Source organism: Microbacterium marinilacus (assembly GCF_019753765.1).
GTDB classification, from domain to species: domain Bacteria; phylum Actinomycetota; class Actinomycetes; order Actinomycetales; family Microbacteriaceae; genus Microbacterium; species Microbacterium marinilacus.
Genome location: NZ_JAIJZW010000008.1, coordinates 39,916 through 61,728, shown reverse-complemented (window position 1 = coordinate 61,728; position 21,813 = coordinate 39,916). Strand labels below are relative to the sequence as shown.

22 protein-coding genes, 3 tRNA genes and 1 pseudogene are annotated in these 21,813 nt (G+C 70.9%); 10 read left to right on the top strand and 16 right to left on the bottom strand.

Annotated elements, in window-relative coordinates; translation table 11 throughout:
- Positions 1 to 133 precede the first annotated feature (133 nt).
- Together hpt and tilS are read right to left on the bottom strand one after the other, a co-directional pair.
- Positions 134 to 685 carry a hypoxanthine phosphoribosyltransferase gene (gene hpt / locus K5S26_RS13475; RefSeq protein ID WP_221859057.1) on the bottom strand — a complete coding sequence of 184 codons (552 nt, stop codon included), beginning with the start codon at positions 683 to 685 and terminating at the stop codon, positions 134 to 136.
- Between the two features lie 9 nt (positions 686 to 694).
- Complete coding sequence (tilS, locus tag K5S26_RS13470) at positions 695 to 1,678, bottom strand: tRNA lysidine(34) synthetase TilS (RefSeq protein ID WP_221859055.1); 984 nt, start codon at positions 1,676 to 1,678, stop codon at positions 695 to 697.
- Positions 1,679 to 1,821: 143 nt separating this feature from the next.
- Between tilS and K5S26_RS13465 the strand changes: the two genes are divergently transcribed.
- Positions 1,822 to 2,358 carry an inorganic diphosphatase gene (locus tag K5S26_RS13465; RefSeq protein WP_221859053.1) on the top strand — a complete coding sequence of 179 codons (537 nt, stop codon included), beginning with the start codon at positions 1,822 to 1,824 and terminating at the stop codon, positions 2,356 to 2,358.
- Between the two features lie 98 nt (positions 2,359 to 2,456).
- Here K5S26_RS13465 and K5S26_RS13460 read toward each other — a convergent pair whose 3' ends face one another.
- Positions 2,457 to 3,953: a peptidoglycan DD-metalloendopeptidase family protein gene (locus K5S26_RS13460; protein ID WP_308122977.1), complete on the bottom strand. Its 1,497-nt coding sequence runs from the start codon at positions 3,951 to 3,953 to the stop codon at positions 2,457 to 2,459.
- Between the two features lie 230 nt (positions 3,954 to 4,183).
- Between K5S26_RS13460 and K5S26_RS13455 the strand changes: the two genes are divergently transcribed.
- From K5S26_RS13455 to K5S26_RS13445, 3 genes are all read left to right on the top strand, one after another.
- Positions 4,184 to 4,256: transfer RNA gene (locus tag K5S26_RS13455), tRNA-Glu, on the top strand.
- 26 nt (positions 4,257 to 4,282) lie between these two features.
- Positions 4,283 to 4,356: transfer RNA gene (locus K5S26_RS13450), tRNA-Asp, on the top strand.
- Positions 4,357 to 4,423: 67 nt separating this feature from the next.
- A tRNA-Phe gene (locus tag K5S26_RS13445) sits at positions 4,424 to 4,499 on the top strand.
- A 205-nt stretch (positions 4,500 to 4,704) separates the two neighbouring features.
- Here the strand turns inward: K5S26_RS13445 and K5S26_RS19325 are convergent.
- Together K5S26_RS19325 and K5S26_RS13435 are read right to left on the bottom strand one after the other, a co-directional pair.
- Positions 4,705 to 5,343, bottom strand: a pseudogene (locus tag K5S26_RS19325) (MerR family transcriptional regulator); the annotation flags it as partial.
- Positions 5,344 to 5,378: 35 nt separating this feature from the next.
- Positions 5,379 to 6,188 (bottom strand): DUF2268 domain-containing putative Zn-dependent protease, encoded by an 810-nt coding sequence (locus tag K5S26_RS13435; protein ID WP_221859051.1) that lies wholly within the window; start codon positions 6,186 to 6,188, stop codon positions 5,379 to 5,381.
- A 202-nt stretch (positions 6,189 to 6,390) separates the two neighbouring features.
- On the opposite strand from K5S26_RS13435, the gene K5S26_RS13430 reads away from it, so the two are divergent.
- Positions 6,391 to 7,104: a tyrosine-protein phosphatase gene (locus tag K5S26_RS13430; protein WP_221859049.1), complete on the top strand. Its 714-nt coding sequence runs from the start codon at positions 6,391 to 6,393 to the stop codon at positions 7,102 to 7,104.
- Positions 7,105 to 7,125: 21 nt separating this feature from the next.
- Here the strand turns inward: K5S26_RS13430 and K5S26_RS13425 are convergent, their stop codons facing one another.
- Together K5S26_RS13425 and K5S26_RS13420 are read right to left on the bottom strand one after the other, a co-directional pair.
- A complete protein-coding gene (locus K5S26_RS13425) occupies positions 7,126 to 7,800 on the bottom strand; it encodes a GntR family transcriptional regulator (protein WP_221859046.1) in 675 nt (224 codons plus the stop codon).
- Positions 7,801 to 8,036: 236 nt separating this feature from the next.
- The gene (locus K5S26_RS13420) at positions 8,037 to 8,231 is read right to left on the bottom strand and encodes a hypothetical protein (protein WP_221859045.1); all 195 of its coding nucleotides are present in this window, start codon (positions 8,229 to 8,231) and stop codon (positions 8,037 to 8,039) included.
- Between the two features lie 238 nt (positions 8,232 to 8,469).
- Between K5S26_RS13420 and K5S26_RS13415 the strand changes: the two genes are divergently transcribed.
- On the top strand, positions 8,470 to 9,549 hold the full coding sequence (locus K5S26_RS13415) for a YihY/virulence factor BrkB family protein (RefSeq protein ID WP_246604020.1): 1,080 nt from the start codon (positions 8,470 to 8,472) through the stop codon (positions 9,547 to 9,549).
- A 30-nt stretch (positions 9,550 to 9,579) separates the two neighbouring features.
- Here the strand turns inward: K5S26_RS13415 and K5S26_RS13410 are convergent, their stop codons facing one another.
- Positions 9,580 to 10,020, bottom strand: a complete 441-nt coding sequence (locus K5S26_RS13410) for a hypothetical protein (protein WP_221859043.1) — start codon at positions 10,018 to 10,020, stop codon at positions 9,580 to 9,582.
- A 376-nt stretch (positions 10,021 to 10,396) separates the two neighbouring features.
- On the opposite strand from K5S26_RS13410, the gene K5S26_RS13405 reads away from it, so the two are divergent.
- The 3 genes from K5S26_RS13405 to K5S26_RS13395 all read left to right on the top strand — a co-directional run bounded on the left by K5S26_RS13405 (position 10,397) and on the right by K5S26_RS13395 (position 12,305).
- A complete protein-coding gene (locus K5S26_RS13405; RefSeq protein ID WP_221859041.1) occupies positions 10,397 to 11,074 on the top strand; it encodes a hypothetical protein in 678 nt (225 codons plus the stop codon).
- Positions 11,071 to 11,811: a hypothetical protein gene (locus K5S26_RS13400; RefSeq protein ID WP_221859039.1), complete on the top strand. Its 741-nt coding sequence runs from the start codon at positions 11,071 to 11,073 to the stop codon at positions 11,809 to 11,811. Before K5S26_RS13405 ends, K5S26_RS13400 begins: the two co-directional genes overlap by 4 nt.
- A gap of 305 nt (positions 11,812 to 12,116) precedes the next feature.
- The gene (locus tag K5S26_RS13395) at positions 12,117 to 12,305 is read left to right on the top strand and encodes a hypothetical protein (RefSeq protein WP_221859037.1); all 189 of its coding nucleotides are present in this window, start codon (positions 12,117 to 12,119) and stop codon (positions 12,303 to 12,305) included.
- Positions 12,306 to 12,332: 27 nt separating this feature from the next.
- On the opposite strand, the gene K5S26_RS13390 is transcribed toward K5S26_RS13395, so the two are convergent.
- Positions 12,333 to 13,490: a glycosyltransferase gene (locus tag K5S26_RS13390; protein WP_308122976.1), complete on the bottom strand. Its 1,158-nt coding sequence runs from the start codon at positions 13,488 to 13,490 to the stop codon at positions 12,333 to 12,335.
- A gap of 100 nt (positions 13,491 to 13,590) precedes the next feature.
- Here K5S26_RS13390 and K5S26_RS13385 point away from each other — a divergent pair, with 100 nt between their 5' ends.
- Complete coding sequence (locus K5S26_RS13385; RefSeq protein WP_221859033.1) at positions 13,591 to 13,854, top strand: glutaredoxin family protein; 264 nt, start codon at positions 13,591 to 13,593, stop codon at positions 13,852 to 13,854.
- A 37-nt stretch (positions 13,855 to 13,891) separates the two neighbouring features.
- On the opposite strand, the gene ypfJ is transcribed toward K5S26_RS13385, so the two are convergent.
- The 7 genes from ypfJ to eccCa form a co-directional block, all read right to left on the bottom strand.
- Positions 13,892 to 14,779, bottom strand: a complete 888-nt coding sequence (gene ypfJ, locus K5S26_RS13380; RefSeq protein ID WP_221859031.1) for a KPN_02809 family neutral zinc metallopeptidase — start codon at positions 14,777 to 14,779, stop codon at positions 13,892 to 13,894.
- Entirely contained in the window at positions 14,776 to 15,552 is a 777-nt protein-coding gene (locus K5S26_RS13375; RefSeq protein WP_221859029.1) for a hypothetical protein, read from the bottom strand. Before K5S26_RS13375 ends, ypfJ begins: the two co-directional genes overlap by 4 nt.
- 8 nt (positions 15,553 to 15,560) lie before the next feature.
- Positions 15,561 to 16,025, bottom strand: a complete 465-nt coding sequence (locus tag K5S26_RS13370; protein ID WP_221859027.1) for a YbaB/EbfC family nucleoid-associated protein — start codon at positions 16,023 to 16,025, stop codon at positions 15,561 to 15,563.
- Positions 16,022 to 16,852, bottom strand: a complete 831-nt coding sequence (locus K5S26_RS13365) for a WXG100 family type VII secretion target (RefSeq protein WP_221859025.1) — start codon at positions 16,850 to 16,852, stop codon at positions 16,022 to 16,024. Before K5S26_RS13365 ends, K5S26_RS13370 begins: the two co-directional genes overlap by 4 nt.
- Entirely contained in the window at positions 16,845 to 17,210 is a 366-nt protein-coding gene (locus K5S26_RS13360) for a type VII secretion target (protein ID WP_221859023.1), read from the bottom strand. The genes K5S26_RS13365 and K5S26_RS13360 overlap by 8 nt, the downstream gene beginning before the upstream one ends.
- Positions 17,207 to 17,584, bottom strand: a complete 378-nt coding sequence (locus tag K5S26_RS13355; RefSeq protein ID WP_221859021.1) for a hypothetical protein — start codon at positions 17,582 to 17,584, stop codon at positions 17,207 to 17,209. The genes K5S26_RS13360 and K5S26_RS13355 overlap by 4 nt, the downstream gene beginning before the upstream one ends.
- Before the next feature lie 150 nt (positions 17,585 to 17,734).
- Positions 17,735 to 21,727 carry a type VII secretion protein EccCa gene (gene eccCa / locus K5S26_RS13350; protein ID WP_221859019.1) on the bottom strand — a complete coding sequence of 1,331 codons (3,993 nt, stop codon included), beginning with the start codon at positions 21,725 to 21,727 and terminating at the stop codon, positions 17,735 to 17,737.
- Between the last annotated feature and the right edge of the window lie 86 nt (positions 21,728 to 21,813).

Below are 21,813 nucleotides of genomic sequence, written 5' to 3'. Positions count from 1 at the left end.
GCCTATGCGCAGTCTGGGCTTCGCCCAGGGCGTACCTCCGAACCGCGAGCGCCATATGGCACTCGGCGCCTCCCGGCGAGTGCGATATGGCACTCACCGAAGATGCGCGAGTGCCGAACGGCACTCGCGGGCGTCACTCGTAGACGTGCGGGGCGAGGATCGCGACGTCGCGCAGGTTGCGGTAGCGCTCCGCGTAGTCGAGGCCGTAGCCGACGACGAACTCGTTCGGGATGTCGAAGCCCAGGTAGCGGCAGTCGATCTCGACCTTCGCCGCGTCGGGCTTGCGCAGCAGCGCGAGCACCTCGATCGACTCGGCCCCGCGCGACGCGAAGTTGTCGAGCAGCCAGCTGAGGGTGAGGCCCGAGTCGATGATGTCCTCGACGATCAGCACGTGCCATCCGCCGAGGTCGGTGTCGAGGTCCTTCCGGATCTGCACCACGCCGCTCGACTTGGTGGAGCTGCCGTAGCTCGACACGGCCATCCAGTCCATCGCGATGTCGCGCTTCAGATGGCGCGCGAAGTCGGCCATCACCATGACGGCGCCCTTGAGCACGCCGACCAGCAGCAGCTTCTTGCCTGCGTAGTCCTCCTCGACCCGGATGGCGAGCTCTGCGAGCTTCTCGTCGATCTGCTCCTCGGTGACGAGGACGGAGCTGAGGTCGTTCGGGATGTCTGCCGCGCGCATCCTGCGATTCTAGGCGCGGGCGGTGAACACGACCCGTGCGCCGCGGCGCGCGGCCTCGCAGCCGGGCAGGTCGATCGGCCCCTGGCCGCTCCAGTCGGTGACCAGCCGGGCAACCTCCAGCGTCTGGGTGCGGCTGAGCGCCACGCCGAACTCGCTGCCGACGACGTGCCGGATGATCCGGTGGCGGAGCGCCGGCGGGTTCGCCGCCAGCGCGGGGACCGACACGGCGATGCCCGCCTCGGCGTGCTCGACGATGTCCTCGATCGTCTCGTCGATCATCTCGGCGAACGCCTCTGCGTCCTCCCGCAGCTGCTCGGCGGTGCGGGCCAGCGCCTCGGCGATCCCGGGGCCGAGCTCGGCCTCGAGCACGGGCAGCACCCGCTCGCGCACGCGCACGCGCGAGAACCGCTCATCGGCGTTGTGCGGGTCCTCCCACGGGTCGAGAGCCTGCGCCGCGCATGCCTCGCGGGTGACGGAGCGGCGGAGCGCGAGCAGCGGACGCAGCCACCTCACCCCGCTCTCGTCGTCGCGGGCCGGGGCCATGCCCGCCAGGCTGGTGGCACCGGCGCCCCGCGCCAGCCCCAGCAGCACCGTCTCGGCCTGGTCGTCGAGCGTGTGCCCGAGCAGCACCGCCGCTGCGCCGGCGTCGGAGGCCGCGTCGCGCAGCACGCCGTAGCGCGCCTCGCGGGCGGCGGCCTCCGGCCCGCCCGCGTCGCCGACCTCGACGCGCACGACGAGGGGGTCGATCCCGAGCGCCGCGGCCTGCTCTGCGGCTCGCCGGGCGACCGCCTCCGATCCGTCCTGCAGGCCGTGGTCGACCGTGACGCTGGCGAGGCGGATGCCCCGGGCGCGCGCCTCGTGGGCCGCGGACGCGGCGAGCGCGAGCGAGTCGGCGCCGCCCGACAGGGCGACGAGCACGACGGAGCCGTCGGGCACGGCGGCGAGCGACGAACGGACGGCGAGACGGGTGGCGGCGACGGCGGGATCGAGCACGGCACGACCCTATCCGGGCGGGACGAGCCGGACGGCATCGGGCCCGCCGCCGAGCGGCACGGCGGCCCGGGCCGGATGTCAGCAGGAGTGGCGTCTAGGCTTGTCCCGGTTCATCCCACCGACTTTCCAAGGAGCAATCGTCAATGGGCGCGTACGACGCAGTCATCGAGATCCCGCGCGGCAGCCGCGTGAAGTACGAGGTCGACCACGGCACGGGGCGCGTGTACCTCGACCGTGTGCTGTACACGACCTTCGGCTACCCGACCGACTACGGGTTCTTCGAGAACACGCTGGGTGAGGACGGCGACCCGCTCGACGTGCTGGTCGTCATGGACCACACGGTCTACCCGGGCGTCGGCGTGAAGGTGCGCCCGGTCGCCGTGCTGAAGATGAAGGACGAGGCCGGCGGCGACGACAAGGTCATCGCCGTGCTCGCCAAGGACCCGCGTTGGGACCACATCCAGGACATCGGCGACCTGCAGGAGTACACGAAGAAGGAGATCGAGCACTTCTTCGAGCACTACAAGGACCTCGAGCCCAACAAGTGGGTCAAGGTCGACCAGTGGGGCGATGCGGCCGAGGCCGAGCGCCTGGTGAGCGAGGCCTACGAGCGCTTCGACGAGCACGACGCGCAGACCAAGACGCAGGGAGCGGGCGAGGCGCCGAACACCCGCGCCTGACCGTCACAGCGAAGGGGCCCGGATCCGACATCGTCGGTCCGGGCCCCTTCGCATGTCCGCGACCGAAGAGGCAGTCCCGACGAAGAGAGCACGTCGGGTCAGTACGTGTTGATGCCGCGGGCCGTCATCCACGGGCCGGGGTCGGTGGTCGCTCCACCGAGGTAGACCTCGAAGTGCACGTGGCAGCCGAAGGAGTTGCCGGTGTTGCCCTCGTACGCGATCACGTCGCCGGCGTTCACGTGCTGGCCATAGCCGACGAGGATGCCGCCGTTGACGATGTGACCGTATCCGGTGCCCACGCCGTTGCCGTGATCGAGGCGGATGTAGTTGCCGTAGCCGCCGTTGTACCCGGCGTAGACCACGGTGCCGGTCGCGGCGGCGTAGATCGGCGCGCCGCAGCCGGCGGCGAGGTCGATGCCGGCGTGGAACGTCGAGCCGCAGTAGCTCGGGCCGCACATCTTGGGTCGGGCGCCGTAGCCGGACGTGCGCCAGCCGTCGCTCGGGCGGGCCCATCCGCTGTTCTTGATCTCGCCGCCGTCGGGGGCCGGTGCCGCGGGTGCCGGGGCCGATGAGCCCCCTCCGCCACCGCTGTTGTTGTTCTTCGCCGCCTCTGCTGCCTCCTGTGCAGCCTTCTCGGCGGCCTCTTTGGCCTTGCGTGCCGCCTCTTCGGCGGCCTTGCGGCGACGCTCCTCTTCGAGCCGGCGCTGCTCTTCCTCGTAGGCCTGCTTCGCGGCGACGCCCTCTTCGTACTCCGCGACCGTCTTGCTGGTCGTGTCGCGCAGGGCGGCGAGCTGGCCCTCGAGCGTGACCATGTGCTCCTGCTCGTCGGCGAGAGCCTGCTCGGCGGCGATCTGCGCGTTCTGCGCGACGATCATCTTCTCTTCGGCGATCTTCTGCAGACGGTCGCGCTCCTCGCGGGCGACCTGCGCCTGATCCGTCAGCTTCTGGGCCGAGTCGCGGGCGGCGACGGCTTCGGCGTAGATCGTCTCGCTGCCGGCGAGCAGCTTGTCCATCTGCCCGAGCTTGGTCAGCAGCTCGTCGGCGTTGGCGGCGGATCCGGCGAACAGCACGTCCAGCGACGTGTTCTCGCCGCCGGTGCGCGACAGCTGCGACGCGACCCGGGCCGCGTTCGTGGCGGCGGTGTCGGCGATCTCGGCCTGCGCGTCGGCCTGCGACTGCAGCTCGTCCGCGCGATAGGCAGCCTCGTAGAACGCCTGCTGCGCGACGTAGTACTCGTCGGCGGCCTGCTGCGCCGCGGCGGTGGTCTCCTCCACGCGCCGCTTGAGCTGCGCGATCATGTCTTCGAGGCGCTGGATCTCCGACTGCTTGCTCGCCTCATCGCCGCGCGCCCGCTCGACGTCTTCCCACGTCGGGTAGTCGTCGGGGTTGTAGGTGAGGGCGAACGCGGGGCTGCCGTTGGAGAGGCCGATGCCGAGCGCGAGAGCACCGGCACCCGCGATGGCGAGGGCGCTGCGGCGCGTGATCGGGTTCCAGAGGCGGCGTCGCTCAGCAGCGGTGGGCGCGCAATCGCACTCCTCCGCTGCAGACATCGAGGTGTCCATCGGGCTGGTCACCGCCTGTTTCACATCGGCCACAATAACAACATTCGCCACATCTACACCATCCGTCGGCGCAGGTTCGCACCCGATCGGACGGGACCGGGGGGTGCGTGGGCATCGTGCCGACGTCCGCCGAGGTTCGAGGGGCGCCCTCATCCTGCGGGCGAAACGCCCGGGATCCGGGAGGACGCGCCCCGAGTTGGAAAATCGGAAGCCGTCCCCTTATGCTTGATCGTCGGCAAGCGTGAGCCCCGGCGGTTCACCCCGGCCCCATCGTTTAGCGGCCTAGGACGCCGCCCTTTCACGGCGGTAGCACGGGTTCGAATCCCGTTGGGGTCACACGAGCTGATATAATTTCATAGTTTGGCCCTGTAGCGCAGTTGGTTAGCGTGCCGCCCTGTCACGGCGGAGGTCGCGGGTTCAAGTCCCGTCAGGGTCGCTCCGAGCGACGGGCCTTCTTTCGAGGAGGCCTTTCGTCTAGGACGCGACAGGTTCGCCCTTCGCAAGGCTCTGTAGCTCAGTTGGTAGAGCGCACGACTGAAAATCGTGAGGTCACGGGATCGACGCCCGTCGGAGCCACCACCTGAAGCCCCCGGTTCGCCGGGGGTTTTCGCTTTCCGGGGCCGAGACGGCGGGCCCCGGCTATCCAGCCGCGCCCTCCTCCAACGCCCGCACATGCACGCGCAACGCGTCCGCGGCGAAGCTCGCGGCCTGGGCCGCCGCCGAACGCCCGGTGGAAGTCGGGGTTCGCCTCGTACAGGCCGGCCAAGCCGCGGATCATCGCGGCCGAACGCGGACGGTCGCCGGCGTGGGTGGGGGTGCCGGGGATCTCGGTGAACCACGCGACGTGCGCGGCCGCGCGATCCTGGGCGGCGGGGGAACCGGGTGACTCCCCCGCCGCTTCGAGTTCTGCCCAGCGTGCGAGCAGTCGATCGGATCGGGGCTTCCATTCGCGCTGCTGGCGCGCGGTCTTCGAATGCCACCACGTGTTCGAGGCGTCGAAGGCCTCGCGCCCCCAGCGCCGCACGACCTCCTCCTCGTACCGGTCGTTGAAACCGTCGAGCATCACGTCCATCTGCGGCTCACGCCCCTCTCGCCGCATCTGCAGCGTGTGCTCGACCGCGCGGATCCGGCGCTCGATCGCCGCGCGGTCCTGAACGAGCCGGTCGAGGTGCGCCACGAGCGCGTCGACCTCCGCCTCGTGCGACGCGGACGCGGCCACCACCTCGGCGATCTGCGCCAGCGGCATGCCCGTGTCGCGCAGCAGCAGGATGCGCTGAAGCCTCGCCACCGCGTCCGGCCCGTAGTAGCGGTACCCGTTGGAGCCGATGCGGTCGGGGGCGAGCAGGCCGATCCGGTGGTAGTGACGCAGGGTGCGGCCGCTGATACCGGCGCGTTCGGCCAGGTCGTTGACCGTCCATTCCACGGGGTCCTCCTCCGGTCGTCCGGTGCCCGACGGCGTCAGCCCTGCGCGTTCGACGAGAGGCCGAGCCGAGGCAGCGCGATGCCGAGGATCTCGGAGGCGGGCGTGTGGACGCTCTGCGCTGCGGTCGTACCAGTCTCGTCGAGATACGCCTGCACCAGTGGAGCACCGGCCGCATAGCCGGCTCCGGTGGGCAGGCCGACGGGCTGCGCACCGAACAGCGCGGCCGTCGCGTCTCCCAGCACCCACGCGGCGAAATCGGCCATGCCGCTGACGCCGAGCCCCTCGACCACCCGCGCGAGAACACCGTCGTCGGATCGGGTCTGATCACCCACGAAGTGTGAGTAGCCGTCCGCCCCGTAGAGCTCGGCGGCGAACGTGTCGGCGAGGCCCTCGGACACCACGTGCTCGCCGACCGTCACGGTCGCGGGGTGCCACACGACACCGCCCGGCGAGTACCGCAGGTTGTGATGCAGCTCGTGGACGACGATCGCCTCGAGCCGGTCCAGCACCCGCCGAGTGGGCCAGACGGTAAGGGCGATGTAGCCGCTGATGCCTCCGAAGCCCGACAGCCCCTGCACCTCGCGCATGAAGTGCTGATTCGTCGGATCGCCGAGCACCAGCAGCACCCGCAGGTCGGGGATGACGAGGCCCGGATCTGCGGAGGCGAGGGCGGCGGTACCGGCGTCGAGGGCGGCGCGGGCGCGCTCCCAGGCGTCGGCGGCGACGAGCTCTGCGAGCGCTTCGCGGACCTGGTCGTCGACCGCAGCCGGTGCATCGAGGGGGAACCCGAAGCTCTGCGCGTGGACCGCTGCGAGATCGAGCCCGCCGGGGATGAAGTGGTACATGCCGGCCATCGGAGCCCAGAGACGTCGCACGGCTTCCGCACGGTCTGCGGCGCCACGTCCAGGACGTCGCGGATGCCGGAGGCGCTGTCGAGCACAGAGATGCTCATGTCGCTCGACGCTAGACATTGCCCCGACGTCAAGGTCAAGCCACCGACGGCTTCTCTTCGCAGGTCAGCCACCTGCTCCCTGCAAGACTGAGGGCATGCGGCATGACCTCCTCATCGAGGGGCTCGCCAACGTGCGCGACCTCGGCGGGCTGAAGCGATCCGATGGATCCGTGACTCCGCGAGGCGTCTTCGTCCGCGCTGAGGCATTGGACCGGCTGACGCCGGCAGGTTGGGATCGCCTCTCCGCCCACGGCGTGCGCACCGTGCTCGATCTGCGCCGGCCGCACGAACGGACCGGCGCCGTGCCAGCGGGAATCGCACGGGTCTGCCTAGATCTCGACGGAGACGACGAGGCCTTCTGGAGCCCCTTGGAAGCCGACGGCCGCTGGGGCACGCCTCTCTACTACCTCGCCCATCTTCGTGAGCTGCCCGACCGACTCGCCGCGGTGCTGGACGCGATCGCCTCCGCTCCCGAAGGTGCGGTGCTGTTCCACTGCGGGGCCGGCTGGGACCGTACCGGACTGCTCGCTGCCGTGCTGCTTCGCGCCCTGGACGTGACCGAGGATGACGCGGCAAGCGACTACCTCGCGTCGTTCGCGAACGCCGCGGCGATGACCGCGGTCCACAACCGATCGTTCGACGCCGAGGAACGGCTCGAGGTCCTCGCGCGTTTCGGGCACACGGCCGACTCGGCGTTCCGAGCCGCCTACAGAGATCTCGACCTCGACGAGTGGTTCGATCTGGCCGACGTCGCCCCGAAGACGCGTCTGGCGGTCACGACCTGGCGAGGGTCCACCGACCGCGCTTAGCGCCCGGACGGTCGCCGCGCCTCAGGTGGGGATGCCGTGCTGCTCGCGGATGAGCTGCTCGGCCGCGTCGGCGTCGCCGGCGAGGATCGCGGCCTTCAACGCCGCGTGGTGCTCGTGAGCGCGGTCCAGGAGGTGGGCGGGGTAGACCATCGCCTGGAGGTTGCGTTCGAGGATCGCCTCCATGCCGCTCATGTGGTTCTGATGATGCCTGTTGCCTGACCGCGCGGAGAGGTAGCTGTAGAGCCGGCGCCGGCTCGCGGATGCGTCCGGCGTGCCCACCGCGCTGTCCATCTCGTCCACGAGTCCCGCGGCCTCGTACCTCTCCTGCGAGGTCAGGCGCGGGATGGCCATGTGCGCCGCCGCGCCCGCCTGATAGCCGGCGTACCAGGCGGACGTCCGTCGCGACTCCGGCGTGATGTCTGTCACCGTCGTGATCCGGTTGGGCAGCACCTCGATCATCCCGGCGCCCTCCAGTCGCTGCAGCGCCTCGCGCACCGGGGTCCGCGACATGTGGAGGCGCTCCGCGAGCTCGGTCTCGAGCAGCCGCTCGCCCGGCAGCAGCTCGCCGTGCTGGATCGCCCGGACCAGCTGCTGGAACGCGGCCTCACTGAGCGATCGCCCGCGTTTTCGGCGCGCTCCCCCGGATCCGCGTGTCGCGGCGCCGCCTGCGCGCGCTGGACGTCCCGGTTCCGACAAGATGCTCCCCCTCCGATGCCGGCGCAGACCGTCCGCACCGACCGCATTGCGCCACGGAGCAGGTCGCCCAGGGAGCCGCGGCGCGCGTCGCAGTGTGCGACGTCACCGGGCTCGGGCGACCAGCGGCGTGGTCGTTCAGGTGGGGCGGCGATCGCTCGGGCGACCGACCTGCCCCGGCTCTCAGCGCCGCCCCTCCCGACCACAGCCAGGAGGGGCGTCTCGCGAGCGGCCGCGCGTCAGTCCCTGGCGGCGTCCTTCGCGTCGTTCTCGGCCTTGAGCGCCTCGGCCCTCGTCTCGGCGATCCGCGCTTCTTCCTCGGCCTGAAGCTCTTCGGCCTTGTCGGACACCTTCTCGGCGACGTCCTCGGCCTTGTCCTTCACGTCCTCGAACGCGTCCTTGATCTTCTTTCCCGCGTCATCAAGAAGCCCCATGGGGTCCCCCCTTCTCTCACTGATCGGTACACCGCCAACCGTAGCGACACCGCCGAGCGAGGAAAAGGCCCGAGCGAGGACCGGCACCGAACGTCCCCGCGCATGATCGCCGTCCCCCGCCCCCTCCCCCGCAGAGCTCTCATCTCAGGTTCGGGCCGGGAGGTCAAGCGCTGTACAGCGACCACGCCGACGACGTTTCATGGTGGTTTGGAATGCCCGCATCGCGAAAGGCAGCAGCATGAGCGGAACGCCGGACCACTCCGTCCAGGACCAGAAACTGGCCCCCGATCCGGAGCACCCCGCGAAGCCCGACTCGCTGGGTGACATCAAGAAGCCGTCGTGGAAGTACGTGCTGAAGAAGACCGTCAGCGAGTTCGTCGACGACCGATGCATCGACCTCGCCGCCGGGCTCACCTACTTCTCGGTGCTCGCCCTGTTCCCGGCGCTGATCGCCGTGTTCTCCCTGCTGGGGGTCATCGGACAGGGCCAGCAGGCGGCCGACGCGGTGCTCGACATCGTCCAAGAGGTGGCGCCGGGCGACGCGGCGTCGGCCCTGCGGGGGCCGATCGAGGAGCTCGCGAGCTCTCAGACCGCGGGGCTCGCGCTGATCACCGGAACCGTGCTCGCGATCTGGACGGCCTCGGGCTACGTCAGCGCGTTCAGCCGCGCCCTGAACCGCATCTGGGAGATCGACGAGGGGCGTCCGTTCTGGAAGCTGAAGCCCGCGCAGCTCGTCGTCACGCTGCTCGCCATCGTCCTCGTCGCGATCGCGGTAATCCTGCTGATCGTCTCCGGTCCCGTGGCGAAGGCGCTCGGCGACGCGGTCGGCATCGGCGAGACGGGCGTGTTGATCTGGCAGATCGCGAAGTGGCCCGTGCTCGCCTTCGTGGTCGTGTTCTTCGTCGCCGTCCTCTACTACTTCACGCCCAACGCCAAGCAGCCGAAGTTCCGGTGGATCAGCACGGGCGCCGTGATCGCGATCGTGACGCTGGTGATCGCGTCCCTCGGGTTCGGCTTCTACGTCGCGAACTTCTCCAACTACGAACGCACGTACGGATCGCTCGCCGGCGTGATCGTGTTCCTGCTGTGGGTGTGGATCGCGAACCTGGCGCTGCTGTTCGGAGCCGAGTTCGACGCCGAGCTGGAGCGCGGCCGACAGCTGCAGGCCGGGATCGCCGCCGAGGAGCGCATCCAGCTGCCCCCGCGTGACACGCGGACGATCGACAAGGCCGCCGAGCGGGAGCGGAAGGAGCTCGCCGAGGCGCGTGCGCTGCGTGCGTCGCGGGGGAACACCGACTCGACGGTCGCGCGTCGCTGAAGTCCCTCGTACGAGAAAGAGGCCGGAGAATCAGGCGCTGCAGACCTCGGTGAGCTCGGTCTGCGCGTCGGTGAGCTCGGTGCTCGTGGCGGTCATGTTCTCGGTCGCCTCGGTGACGGCCTCCGTGTCGGTGACGTCGACCTCGGCGAGCGTCTGCAGCTGCGACGTCAGGTCGCTGAACGCGGCGGCGAAGCGGTCGTAGACCGGCTTGACCTCCTCGTTCGTGATGTCCTCGCCCAGGCTCGAGATCTCGGCGTCGACCTCCGCGACGAGGTCACCGAGCGACTCGGGGTCGCTGGTGATCGCACTCTGCAGCTCGGCGGCCTTCGAGTTCAGCTCCTCGGTGCCGTTCTGCATGATCTCGCAGGCGTCGGCGACCGACTGCCCGCCGGCCGAACAGCCGGCCAGGATCGGGAACAGCGCGATGGCGGCGATCGCGGCGACGGCGTTGCGCGTGGTGCGAATGGGCATGTGATTCTCCTGTCGTATGTGAACGTGGGCGGCCCATGTCGCATCGTGTGCTGCGTTGCGCACAGCGCCCCCTCATCACGACCGTATCGTGACCCGCACCCTCGTCCGGAAGCCCAGCCCCACCGAGAGGGAGGGAACGCGCGGGCAGAACTCCCCGATGCGCTCGCGCCGATCGCGTCGGCGATCGAGGCAAGAGCGGACACGGCGTGGTGGCGCGAGGGCAGGCGGGCCGCTCAGTGGGCGATCGACTGGCGCGACCCGGACGACCTGGCGCTGGTCGGCGAGGCCCCCCGGACGCACTCACACGGTGCGCTGGCGGCGTGAGCTCGCGCAGGCGTTATTGACAGTATCATTGCCGCAACGCAACAATACTGTCATGGTGAGGATCTCAGTTCCGGAGGCCGCCGCGCAGCAGGGCGTGTCCTCGGCCCGGATTCGGGCCATGATCGACGCCGGCCAGCTCGACGCCGAGATGGTCGCCGGTCGCTGGCTCATCGAGGCGGGGAGCCTTCCTTCTTCGTCGCGCCGTGCCGGCCAGCCTTACAGCCCCAGAATCGCGTGGGCGCTCCTGTCCCTCGCCGAGGATCGTCCACCCCAGCGCCTGTCCCCCGACGAACTGTCCCGCGTGCGTCGAAGGTGGCGAAAGGTCCTAGGTGAGCAACCTGGTCACGCTCTCGAGATCTTGCAGAGCGCCCTGGCCCGTCGCGGCCGAACGCTGCGTCTTTCCAGCCCAGAGGCCGACGGTCTTCTCTCTGACCCGAGGTTCGCTCCATCCGGCCGTAGCGACCCGCGCTCGGGCATGAACGTTCGGGATTTCGCCGAAGGATACGCCGACGAACAAGACTTATCCGATCTCGAGCTGGATCACTTCCTCGTCCCGGCGCGCGGAAACGAGAACGTCCTGCTGCGCGTCGTCCCGGCCGATCTGGAGTGGCGAGCCCGGGAAGCTGTGTCGTGGTTGGCCGTCGTGGTCGACCTCGCCGATGCAGGTCCGCGAGAACGACAGCAGGCCGCATCGCTGTGGACCGCTCGCGCCAACGGTGGCGTCCGATGACCACAGCCCCCACCCCCATCGTGATGCCGTCGATGACGGACGCTCAGGAACAAGGCTGGCATGCCCTCATGGACCTCTACTACGACATCCCCGACGGATGGACCCTCGTCGGCGGCCAGCTCGTCCATCTCTGGTGCGCAGAGCGCGGATCCACCATCGCCCGCCCTACCGACGACATCGACGCAGTACTGGACGTCCGCGCACGCCCACAAGCACTCTGGGACGTGACCGCAGCCCTCCATCGGCGAGGCTTTGAGCCACTGACGACCGGCGACAACATCCAGCATCGTTGGGTGCGAGGCGAAGCTCTCGTCGACGTGCTGATTCCCCGCCACCTCGGCGCGAGGGCCATGGCCCGTCGTGGGGTGATGGGCGGCCGCACGATCGCCACGCCTGGAGCCCAGAAGGTCCTCAATCGTACGGAACGCGTCGTGGTTCAGATCGGCCAGCGGACCAGCACCATCCTCCGACCCAGTCTGATCGGCGCGATCATCGGAAAGTCCGCGGCCTACTCGGTCGACCTCGACGACAAGCGCGAGCGCCACCTGGGAGATCTCGTCGTACTCGGCTCCCTGCTGCGCCCATCCGACCGACGAGAAGAACCGCTCGATGGTCGTGAGCGCCGACTCACGGCTTCCGCCGTCGGTGCAGCGCGCGCCAAGCCCAGCACCTGGTCCTATGTACCGAACGGCGCACAGGCTCTGGACCGGATCGCTCTCCTGTTGCGCGACCGCTGACGGAGCGCTCCAACGCAGGTGCTTCTGCTCGCGCACCATGCGCCCGTGCTCGTCGGCATGCGCTGCATGTGCCGCTTCCCCAGGAACACCCGCGCGGAAGAGGCCCGCAGCACCGAGAGGCGCGCCGCCGGTCCCAACGCCGTGTGGACGGGCGAGTGGTCGTCGTTTCCTCCCGGTGCGCTGCGCACGACCGGCGAGCTCCCGGACAGCACGCGTCTCGACGGGACGACTGGCACAACGCCACGGGCCGCACCGGATGCTGGGTTATCCCCGATTGGCAGCGTGTGGCGCGGGAGTGGGATGCCGTGCATCTGACGGCGACGGCCTACCTGGCTGCGGCGACCAAGGAGATCCCCGTCGACGACGACGCCTCGTCGATCATCGCCGGCTGGGGGCCGGACACGACGCTCTGGCTCCGGGGCGAGTTCGGCCGGGACGAGCGGGCGGACGTGCCGTGGCGCCGCGACGGCGCCGAATGGTCGATCGACCGCTGACACGGCGCGTCGAGCGGCAGGGGCACATCAGAGCTCGCCGGGGCGCATCGCCTCTTCGTCGATGATGCGGATGATCTTCTGACCGGCGGTCTCGGTGCCCGGCTCCCGCGAGCGCCGCGGCGCGTAGACGACGAGCGAGTGGAAGACGAAGCGACCCACGAACGCGACAGCGAGGGTGATCGCCGTCGCCAGCACGCTCGAGATCGCCCACGTCTCGACCAGGAAGGCCAGCACCGGGATCCGGATGGCCGCCTCGGCGTTGTTGAAGGCGAACGACGCCAGGAAGCGGCGTGTGAGCCCGGCGGCGCGGCCGCGCATGTCGGCGAACACGAAGCGCTCGGCGAGCAGGAAGTTGGCGATGATCGTCGTCTCGGCGGCGATGATCGCGGCCCAGATGTACCCCATCCCGAGCGAGGTCAGCAGCCAGACGATCGCGATGTTCGCGACAGCCCCGCTCGCGCCGATCAGGGCGAACACCGACATCTTGCCGAACCGCAGCCGAGCGAGGTGCACGAGGAACGTGACCCCCTGGCGCATCGTCGCCTTCGACTCTCCGTCGGCGCGCTCGTGGAAGCGCATCGGCACCTCAGCCGCGCGAAGGTCGCTGCGCACCAGCAGCTCGAGCAGGATCTTGAACCCGCTGGGCCGCAGCCCCTCGAGGTCGACGCGACGGCGGTCGACGAGGAAGAAGCCCGTCATCGGGTCGCTCGTGCCGTGCAGGCGCACCGGGAACATCGACTTGGTGATGAGCGTCGCCACGCGCGAGACGCCGAAGCGCATGGTCGTGCCGAGCCCTGTGGAGTCGCCGCCCCCGATGTAGCGCGACGCCACCACGACGTCGACGTCGCCGCGCGCGTGCCGGTCGACCAACGACGGCACCAGGGACGGCGGGTGCTGCAGATCGCCGTCCATCACGACGCAGACCTCGGCAGAGGCCGCCTTCATTCCCTCGACCACGGCGCCGCTCAGCCCGCCGGACCGCTCGCCGGCCACCCGGTGGATGAAGCGGACCGGCAGGGGCGCGTCCTGCGCGACGCGCTGGATCTCGGCGACCGTGCCGTCCTCGCTGTCGTCGACGAACAGGATCTCGGCGCGACGGCCGTCCAGCGCTTCTCCCAGCTGCCGCACGACCTCGGCGACGTTCCCCCGCTCGTTGCGGGTGGGGACGATGACGGTGACGTCCACGCCGCCCCTCTCCCTGATCGACCGCCCGAGACGCGGGCCTATCCATGTTGCCATGCCCGGCTATGGAGCCGATGAGCCGGTCGAGACGTAATCTTGAGGCATGACGACCGTGGACCCCACCGCAATCACGATGTTCGGCGCCGAGTGGTGCCGCGACTGCCGCCGCACCAAGGCCCAGCTCGACGACCTCGGTGTCGCCTACACCTACGTGGACCTCGAGGCGGAGCCCGCCGCGGCCGAGGTGGCGAAGGACATCTCGGGCCGCACGAACATCCCGGTGGTCGTCTACCCCGACTCGTCGCACCACGTCGAGCCGAGCAACGCCGACGTCGAGGCGAAGCTGCGCGAGCTCAGCCTGATCTGACCCGGCCGGCGCACCGCCTCCACCGGGGTCGGCGGCGCTACAGGTCCCCCGCCGACACCGCGAAGGTGTCGCAGGCGTTCGGGCCGCCCTCGCGACCGGCCTCGAACCATCGCTGACGCTGCTCGCTCGATCCGTGCGTCCAGCTCTCCGGGGTGACGGTGCCGGTCGCCTGCTCCTGGATGTGGTCGTCGCCGACCGCCGCGGCCGCGTTCAGCGCGTCGGCGATCTGCTCGCGCGTCGGAGACTCGAGGTAGGGGTTTCCGTCCTCGTCGACCTGATCCGCCATGCCGGCGACCCAGGCACCCGCGAAGCAGTCGGCCTGCAGCTCGATGCGCACGCCGTTGCTGTCCGGCCCCGTGTCGCCCGTCGGATGGTCCTCGAACACCCCCAGCAGGTTCTGGACGTGATGACCGTACTCGTGCGCCAGCACGTACAGCTGCGCCAGCGAGCCGGCGGTCGCCCCGTACTGGGAGCGCAGCAGCCCGAAGAAGGTCGGGGCGACGTAGACGGTCTCCTCCGGCGGGCAGTAGAACGGCCCCGTCGCGTTCGACGCCGTGCCGCATCGGCTCGAGGTCGACTCCTCGACGATGATCAGCTGCGGCTCGCGGTAGCCGTCGACGCTCTCCGCCCAGAACTGGTCGATCGCGAGCGACCCCGCGGCGAGGCGGCAGTCGTCGTTCTCGTTGGCGTCCTGTCCGGTCTCGCAGTCGGAGATCGCGGTGCCGCCCTCGGCGGGCTGCTGCTGGCTGCTCTCGCCGCCACCCAGGACGCCGAGCAGGCCGCCCAGATCCTGGCCGGTGAACGCGCTGATCAGCAGCACCGCGATGCCGAGCACGCCGATCCCGCCCCCGGTGGCGATGGCGGTCGTGCGCCCCCGGCGGCGGGCCTTGTTGCCGCCCACCTTCGCGTTCTCGTTGAACGTCATGACGACACGCTACCGCCGTGGCCCGGGGCGATCAGCGCCTCGAGGGCGCGCAGCAGATCGTCGCCGTAGCGCAGCCGACGCAGCACGGCCTCTTCGTCCTCGCCCGCTGACTCGCAGACGAACAGCAGGTCGCCGTCGGACGCGACGAAGTACTCCCGCTCGGTGCGCTGCGCGATCAGGGGGCGCAGCGCCGCGAGCAGCGCGTCGACCCATCGCGGATCGGCCCACAGCACCGTGCGCGTGCCGTGAGGACCGGCGACCTTGGCGAGCCCGTCGGCGACCTCGAGCACGCGCGTCGCGGCGACGAGCGGCACCTGCTCCGTGAGCAGGAAGAAGGGCGGGAGCGCGACCCGCGAGCGCAGCCCGGCGACCTTGCTCCAGTGCGTGTGCGGGGCGCTCCGCGGCACCACCGGCAGGCGTTGCAGGGACCGCACCTGTGCGAAGGCGTCACGGGCACGGAAGTCGCCGCAGATCTCGCGCGCGACGACGGTCTCGTACACGGCGTGGGGCCCGCTCAGCAGATCGGGCGGCTGGGTGCGCCCCGCAGACCACGTCCATCCGTGCAGCTCCGGGTCCTGCGGCGCCCACATCCCGCGCGTGGCGTCGCCGGGCGCGGCCGCGAGCGGGGGCGCACCCGCCGTCCCCGTCTGCTCCGCGTCTCGGCGCGCGCGGCGTTGCGCCGCTCGAGCCCAGAGCACCGCGCCGACGGCGATGACCACCGCCACCACGGACACGATGGGCACGAGCACCGGCGCGAGGCCGTACTGAGCCATCGTCAGCGTCACCACGCGGGGCCCGGCGCACGTCCCCCGTCGTCGCCGGGCGCGTCCGTGGGCGGGACGTCGTCCTCCTCGTCGTCGCCGACTCCGAGGATCCGCTCCGGGAGCGCCTCCCGGGCCGCCCTGATGGTCGACTCGCGCAGCGCGGGGTCGTCGGCGTACTCGTCGTCGGCGATCGCCGTCATCGCGACCTCCCACCGACGCAGCGCGCGGTCGTGCGCCTGCTGCACGGCGCGCGCCAGCGACAGGGCGGACTCTCCGGGCGCCCACTCGGCGAACTCCACGTCGGTCACCAGCCCGGCCGCATCCACCTGCACCCGCACCTCGCGGCGGGGCGACCACGCCTCCGCCGTCAGCTGGGACATCCGCGAGACCGCGCGTCGCGCGGACTCCGCACGGTTCTGGGCGCTCTCGCGCATCTCCGCGATGACGCGGCGAGCCTCCTCGGGATCCTGCAGCAGACTCACGGTGCCACCGCCTGCGCCTGGCCGAGACCGTCGCGGATCCCGGTGATCGCCGTCTGGATGTATCCCATCGCCTCGCCCAGCTGCTTCGTCAGTTCGGCTCCCTGGGTCACGACCTTCACGAGGTCGTCCATGTGCTTGGTCACGTTCATGACCGTGTCGGTGATCGCCGCGACCGCCTGCCCGATGACGATGGGCAGGGCGGCTCCCAGCGTCGCTCCGGTCTCGATCACGTACGCGATCAGGCGCCCGATCAGGTCGGCGATCAGATCGCGGGTGATCGAACGCACGACCTCGACGACGACGCTCGCGATCGCGAAGCCGGCGCCGATGCCGGCTGCGGCGAAGGAGATGCCCTGCAGGATGTCGGCGAGCAGCGTCATCTTGCGCTCGTACGCGTCGGCCGCCGGGCCCTGCCAGCCGGCCAGCGCGCTGTCCATCGCCGCACGCAGCGCCTCGACCTGCTCGACGAGCGCGCCGCGGATGTTCTGCCAGGTCTCGCCGATGCCCTGCACGAGCGCGGGGTTGCCCGCGAGCAGGTCCAGGCACTGCGGCAGGGGCGGCACGTAGTCGATCAGGAACGCCGCGACAGACGACAGCAGGGTCCCGAACGGGTCGACCACCGTCGAGGCGAGGCCGGCCACCGCAGCCGCGCCGCTCAGCAGCCCGCCGGCCCAGTCGCCGTTGCCGAAGCTATAGACCGCAGTGGTCATGTCGCCCCAGCCGAAGGGCAAAGCGCCCAGCACCGTCATGGTGCCGCTCTCGACCGTCGAGAAGTCCTCCCAGGTGTGGAAGGCGTCCTCTGGCCCGAACGCGATGAGGTCAGACACCAGAGCCTCCGCCCGGGAGGGAGAAGCCCACCGGCGACTCCGCCCGGGTGATCAGCCGACGGTAGCCCGCCTCTGCGGTGTCGTCGCTCGTCTGGTAGTCGGTCGCGCACGCCTGCAGAGCGCCCGAGGCGGCCGACACCGCCCCGCCTACCGCAGCGATCGCCGTGAGCGCGATGCCCTGCAGCGCCATCGCGCCGGGAGTGAAGAACGAGCAGAGCATCCCGAACGCCACGGGCGACATCTGGGTGCTGGCGAGTGCCGCCGACTGGATCTCGCCGACCCGCGACGCGACGTCCTCCTGCAGCGCCGCCCCCTGATTCAGGGCTCCGCAGTCGACCTCGAACTCGTCGGTGCTCATCGCCCCTCTCCCTTCGCTCCTCGCAGCAGCTCGTCCGCCGTGCGGGCGAACGAGTCGTCGTGCAGCCGGCGCACGGCGCCGCCCGCGGCCGGGGAGGCCGCCGGCGCGTCGCCGCGGGCGTCGTCCTGCGCCGCGCGGATCGCCTCGAGCGTCGCCGCCGCGAGCTCCGTCGCGTCGAGCCGGGCGATGTCGCGTCCGAACGACACGTGCTCGACGAAGCCACGCTCGTCCACACCCACGGTGGCATCGCCGTCCGCCGAGCGTCCCTCGCCGCGCCTCGGCACCCGTGGGGCCGACTGCGCCGCGGCCGCCATGAGTCGCGCGATCATCTCGCCCCTCGCCGCGGCATACGCCGCGGCTGCGTCGTCGGTCATCGTCACTCCCTCACCGGCGTACGTCGGCACGCCGTCCTCTGCCCGTCCGGCGCGGGGCCGTAGGGTCGACTCTCACGATTCCACGCGCCCTCGCCGATCCACCATGGGCACGCGGCCCCGGGGCAGAACTGCCCGGTGCCGCCGAGGCCCCTAGACGGTCGGCGGGGCGTAGGCGAGCTGCAGCACCTGCAGCCCCTTGTCGCGGCTGACGAACTTGGCGCGTCCCGCCACCGCCGCCGCAGGCTTCAGGTTGCCGATCAGCGGCCCCTCCTCCGGGCTGCCGGCGAGCATGATGCCGGGGCTCGCCAGGTCGCGCAGCGTCTGCATGACGGGCTCGTACAGCGCGCGGGAGGCGCCTCCGGAGCGGCGCGCGATCACGACGTGCAGGCCCACGTCGCCCGCCTGTGCCAGCAGCGGCTGGAGTGCCGCGATGGGGTTGCCCGACTGCGTGGCGACGAGGTCGTAGTCGTCCACCAGCACGTACACCTCGGCTCCGGTCCACCACGAGCGGTCGCGCAGCTGCTGCGGCGTGACGTCCGGCCCGGGGAGCCGCCCGCGCAGGTACTCCGCGACGCCCGCGAGCTCGCTCGTCGCCTGGTCCGCCGTCGTGAAGTAGCCCGCGAGATACTCCTCCGGGATCTCCGACAGGAGCGCCCGACGGTAGTCGACCACGAAGAGCTGGGCCTGCTTCGGCGTGGCGATGCGCTGCACCTCGCGTGCGATGCCGCGAAGGAACGACGACTTGCCCGAGCCGCTGTCGCCGAAGAGGTACACGTGCGGGTTGCGGCGCTGGTCGAGCGCGACCGGCGCCAGCGCGGCCTCGTCGACGCCGAGCAGGAGCTGGCCCGACAGGCGAGTACCCTCGGCGCGGGAACGCAGCTCGTCCAGCTCGACCAGTTCGGGCAGCAGGCGCAGCTTGGGGCCCTCCGGGCCCCGCCAGGCGTGGTTCACCTGGGCGACGAGGTCCTCGACGCCCTCCCCGAGCGTGCCCGGATCGCCGTTGCCGTCGACACGCGGCAGCGCGCCCAGCATGTGGTGGGCGGTGGGGGCGAGACCTCGCCCGGGACGCGCGTTCGGCACGTTCTTCGCGACGTTGCGATTGATCTCCGAGTCGGACGGCTCGCCCAGGCGCAGCTCGAGCTTCGATCCGAACGTGTCGCGGATGGCGGTGCGGAAGTCCATCCACCGGCTCGTGGTCGCGATGATGTGCAGGCCGAACGTGAGACCACGCCCGGCGAGCGCCTGGACGTCGTACTCCATCTCGTCGAACTCGGCGCGCAGCGTCGGCCACCCGTCGATGAAGAGGAACACGTCGCCGTAGCCGTCGTCCGCGCGCCCCTGCGCGCGCAGCCGACGATAGGTCTCGATCGAGTCGATGCCGTTCGCCGTGAAGTACTTCTCGCGGGCGTTGACGATGCCGAGAACCTCTGAGTACATCCGCCGCAGCACATCGGGCTCGTTCCGGCCCGCGACGCCGGAGACGTGCGCCAGCCCGGCGAAGGGGGTGAACGTGCCGCCGCCGAAGTCCATCACGTAGAACTGCACCTCGGCCGGCGTGTGGGTGAGCGCCAGCCCCGTCAGCACCGAGCGCGCCAGCGTGCTCTTGCCGCTGCGGGCGCCGCCGACGATCGCCAGGTGCCCGCCCGCCCCGCTGAGATCCATGACCAGCGTGTCGCGGCGCTGTTCGAGCGGGCGGTCGACGATGCCGAGCGGGAACCGCAGGGTGCCCGAGCCGCGCCAGGACGGCGAGACCAGGCCGAGCTCGGGGTCGGCGACGAGGTCGCCGAAGAGCTGGTCGAACGTCGCCGGCACCTCGAGCGGAGGCAGCCACACCTGATGGGCGGGCGGGCCCTGCCCCTTCATCCGCTCCACGGCGATGTCGAACGTCACGCGCTTCTCGACGGGCTCGGCGGCCGTGCTCTCGGGTTCCTCGGCGACCGGAGCGGTCGCGGCCAGCACGGGCGCGGCCGTGAACGACTGCACCGAGATGTCGCGCACGCGCTCCTCGCCGCCGGTCCGCGCCGCTCGTCGTCGCGCCTTCGGCGGCGCGGACACGTACGCGGCACGGAACTGGGTCAGGGTGCTGGCATCCGACTTCAGGATGCCGTGACCGCCGCCGCCGGGCAGCTCGAAGGCGTCGGGAACGCCGATCACCGTGCGCGAGTCGGCCCCGGAGAACGTCTTGAGGCCGATGCGGTACGACAGGTGCGAGTCGAGCCCGCGCAGCTTGCCCTCCTCCAGCCGCTGGGTGGACAGCAGGAGGTGCACCTGCAGCGAGCGGCCCAGTCGGCCGATGGCGACGAACAGCTCCGTGAACTCGGGTTTGGCGGCCAGCAGCTCCGAGAACTCGTCCGCGACGATCAGCAGCGCCGGCAGCGGCGCGAGGTCGGTGCGACCGCCGAGGCGCGCCTTCTCGTAGTCGGCGACATTGGCGAAGTTGCCGGCGTCGCGCAGCAGCTCCTGCCGGCGCACCATCTCGCCCTGGATGGCGTCCTGCATGCGGTCGACGAGGGTGAGGTCGTCGCCGAGGTTCGTGATGACCGCGGACACGTGCGGCATGTCCGCCATGCCCGCGAAGGTCGCGCCGCCCTTGAAGTCGATGAGCACGAAGTTCAGCGCCTCGGAGGAGTGCGTCAACGCCAGCGACAGCACCAGCGTGCGCAGCACCTCCGACTTGCCCGAGCCGGTGGCCCCGATGAGCATGCCGTGCGGTCCCATGCCCTGCTGGGCCGACTCCTTGATGTCGAGGATCATCGGCTGGCCGGTCGAGGTGAGGCCGATCGGCACGCGCAGGCGGTCCCGGGGCGAGCGCGGCCGCCACGCAACGGCGGGGTCGAAGTCGCGCACGTCGGGCAGCCCGAGCAGGTCGGTGATCTCCGCCGAGACCATGCGCTGCGTCGATGCGCCCTCCTCCTCCGGGGCGTCGAGCAGCGGTGCCAGACGCCGCGCGGTCGCCTCGGCGGTGGCGATGCCGATGCGGTCGGGCACGACCGTCGTGACGGCGGCTCCGCGCCGCACCAGTCGCACGGTGCCCCGCGCATCGTCCTCGTCATCACCTGTCGGCCGCCCGTCGAGCAGGAGGCGGAAGGTGTGGGGATCGGTCAGCTCGTCCCAGGCGCTCGGCAGGTCGAGCACGGTCACGCCGAGCAGACCCTCGTCCGGTCCGAGCGGGTGCCCGAGGGGCAGCCGGACGCCGTCGGTGACGAGCAGCATGTGCGGCCGGGTGGGGTTCACCCCGGGCTCGAAGCGCCCCCGGTCGAGCACGTCTCCGACGAGCCCCTCGATGTCGGCCCACGTCTCGCCGATCCTGCGCGCCGGCCCCACGGCGTCGCGCTCGCGCTGCGACTGCACGTGGGGCAGCCACTTGGCCCACTCCCAGTAAGGCAGGTTGTCGGGCGACGCGAGCACGCCGATCTGCAGCTGCTCGGGGGCGACGAACGTGGCGAGGTGCGCGATCATCGCTCGCGCCAGACCGCGCGACGGCCCCTCGGCCCCGGCGATCTCGATGCGCGCGTGGGCGGCGATGTCGATGGCGTGCGGCAGTGCCGGCTGGTACTCGTGCGTCAGGACGAGGCGGTGCGCGGCGGACGCGCTGACCGGGTCGAGCTGCGCGAGCGCGGGGACCGGGGCCTCCTCCAGGTCGAGGGCGAGCGCCTGGGTCGAGGTGCCGATCCGGACCATCAGCAGGTCGGTCTGGTCGGGCAGCCGCTCCCACACGCGTGAGCCGTCCTCGGCGATGAACGGCAAGGACGACGGCTCGGGCAGCATCCAGTCGGAGTACGCGCGCTGGCGGCGGGCGACCTCTCTGACCGCGTCGCGTGTCTCGGCCAGGTACGTGAGGTACTCGCGTCGGGTGTCGAGCACGTTCTGCGAGTGCTGCGACTTCTGCCGCCAGATGTTCGCGCCCACCATCGACAGCGCCATGAACAGGAAGAGACCGCCCATGAGGTAGGTGCGTGTCGGGTCGCCGCCCTGCGAGAAGGAGATGAAGGCGATCGATCCCATGCTGCCGAGCATCGGCAGCGCCATCATCAGGGTGTTCGACGTGCCCTCGGGCTTCGGCAGCTCGGGCGGGGGCTGCAGCACGAGCTGTCCGCCGGGCGGCGGCTGCGGCGGGCGGCGCGTGGCCTGCAGTTCGCTCATGCGCCTGTTCTCCCCCGATTCGACGACCGTGCAATATTATGAGGCCCGCGCCCCGCGCCCTGCGATCGACACCTACGATCGCACAT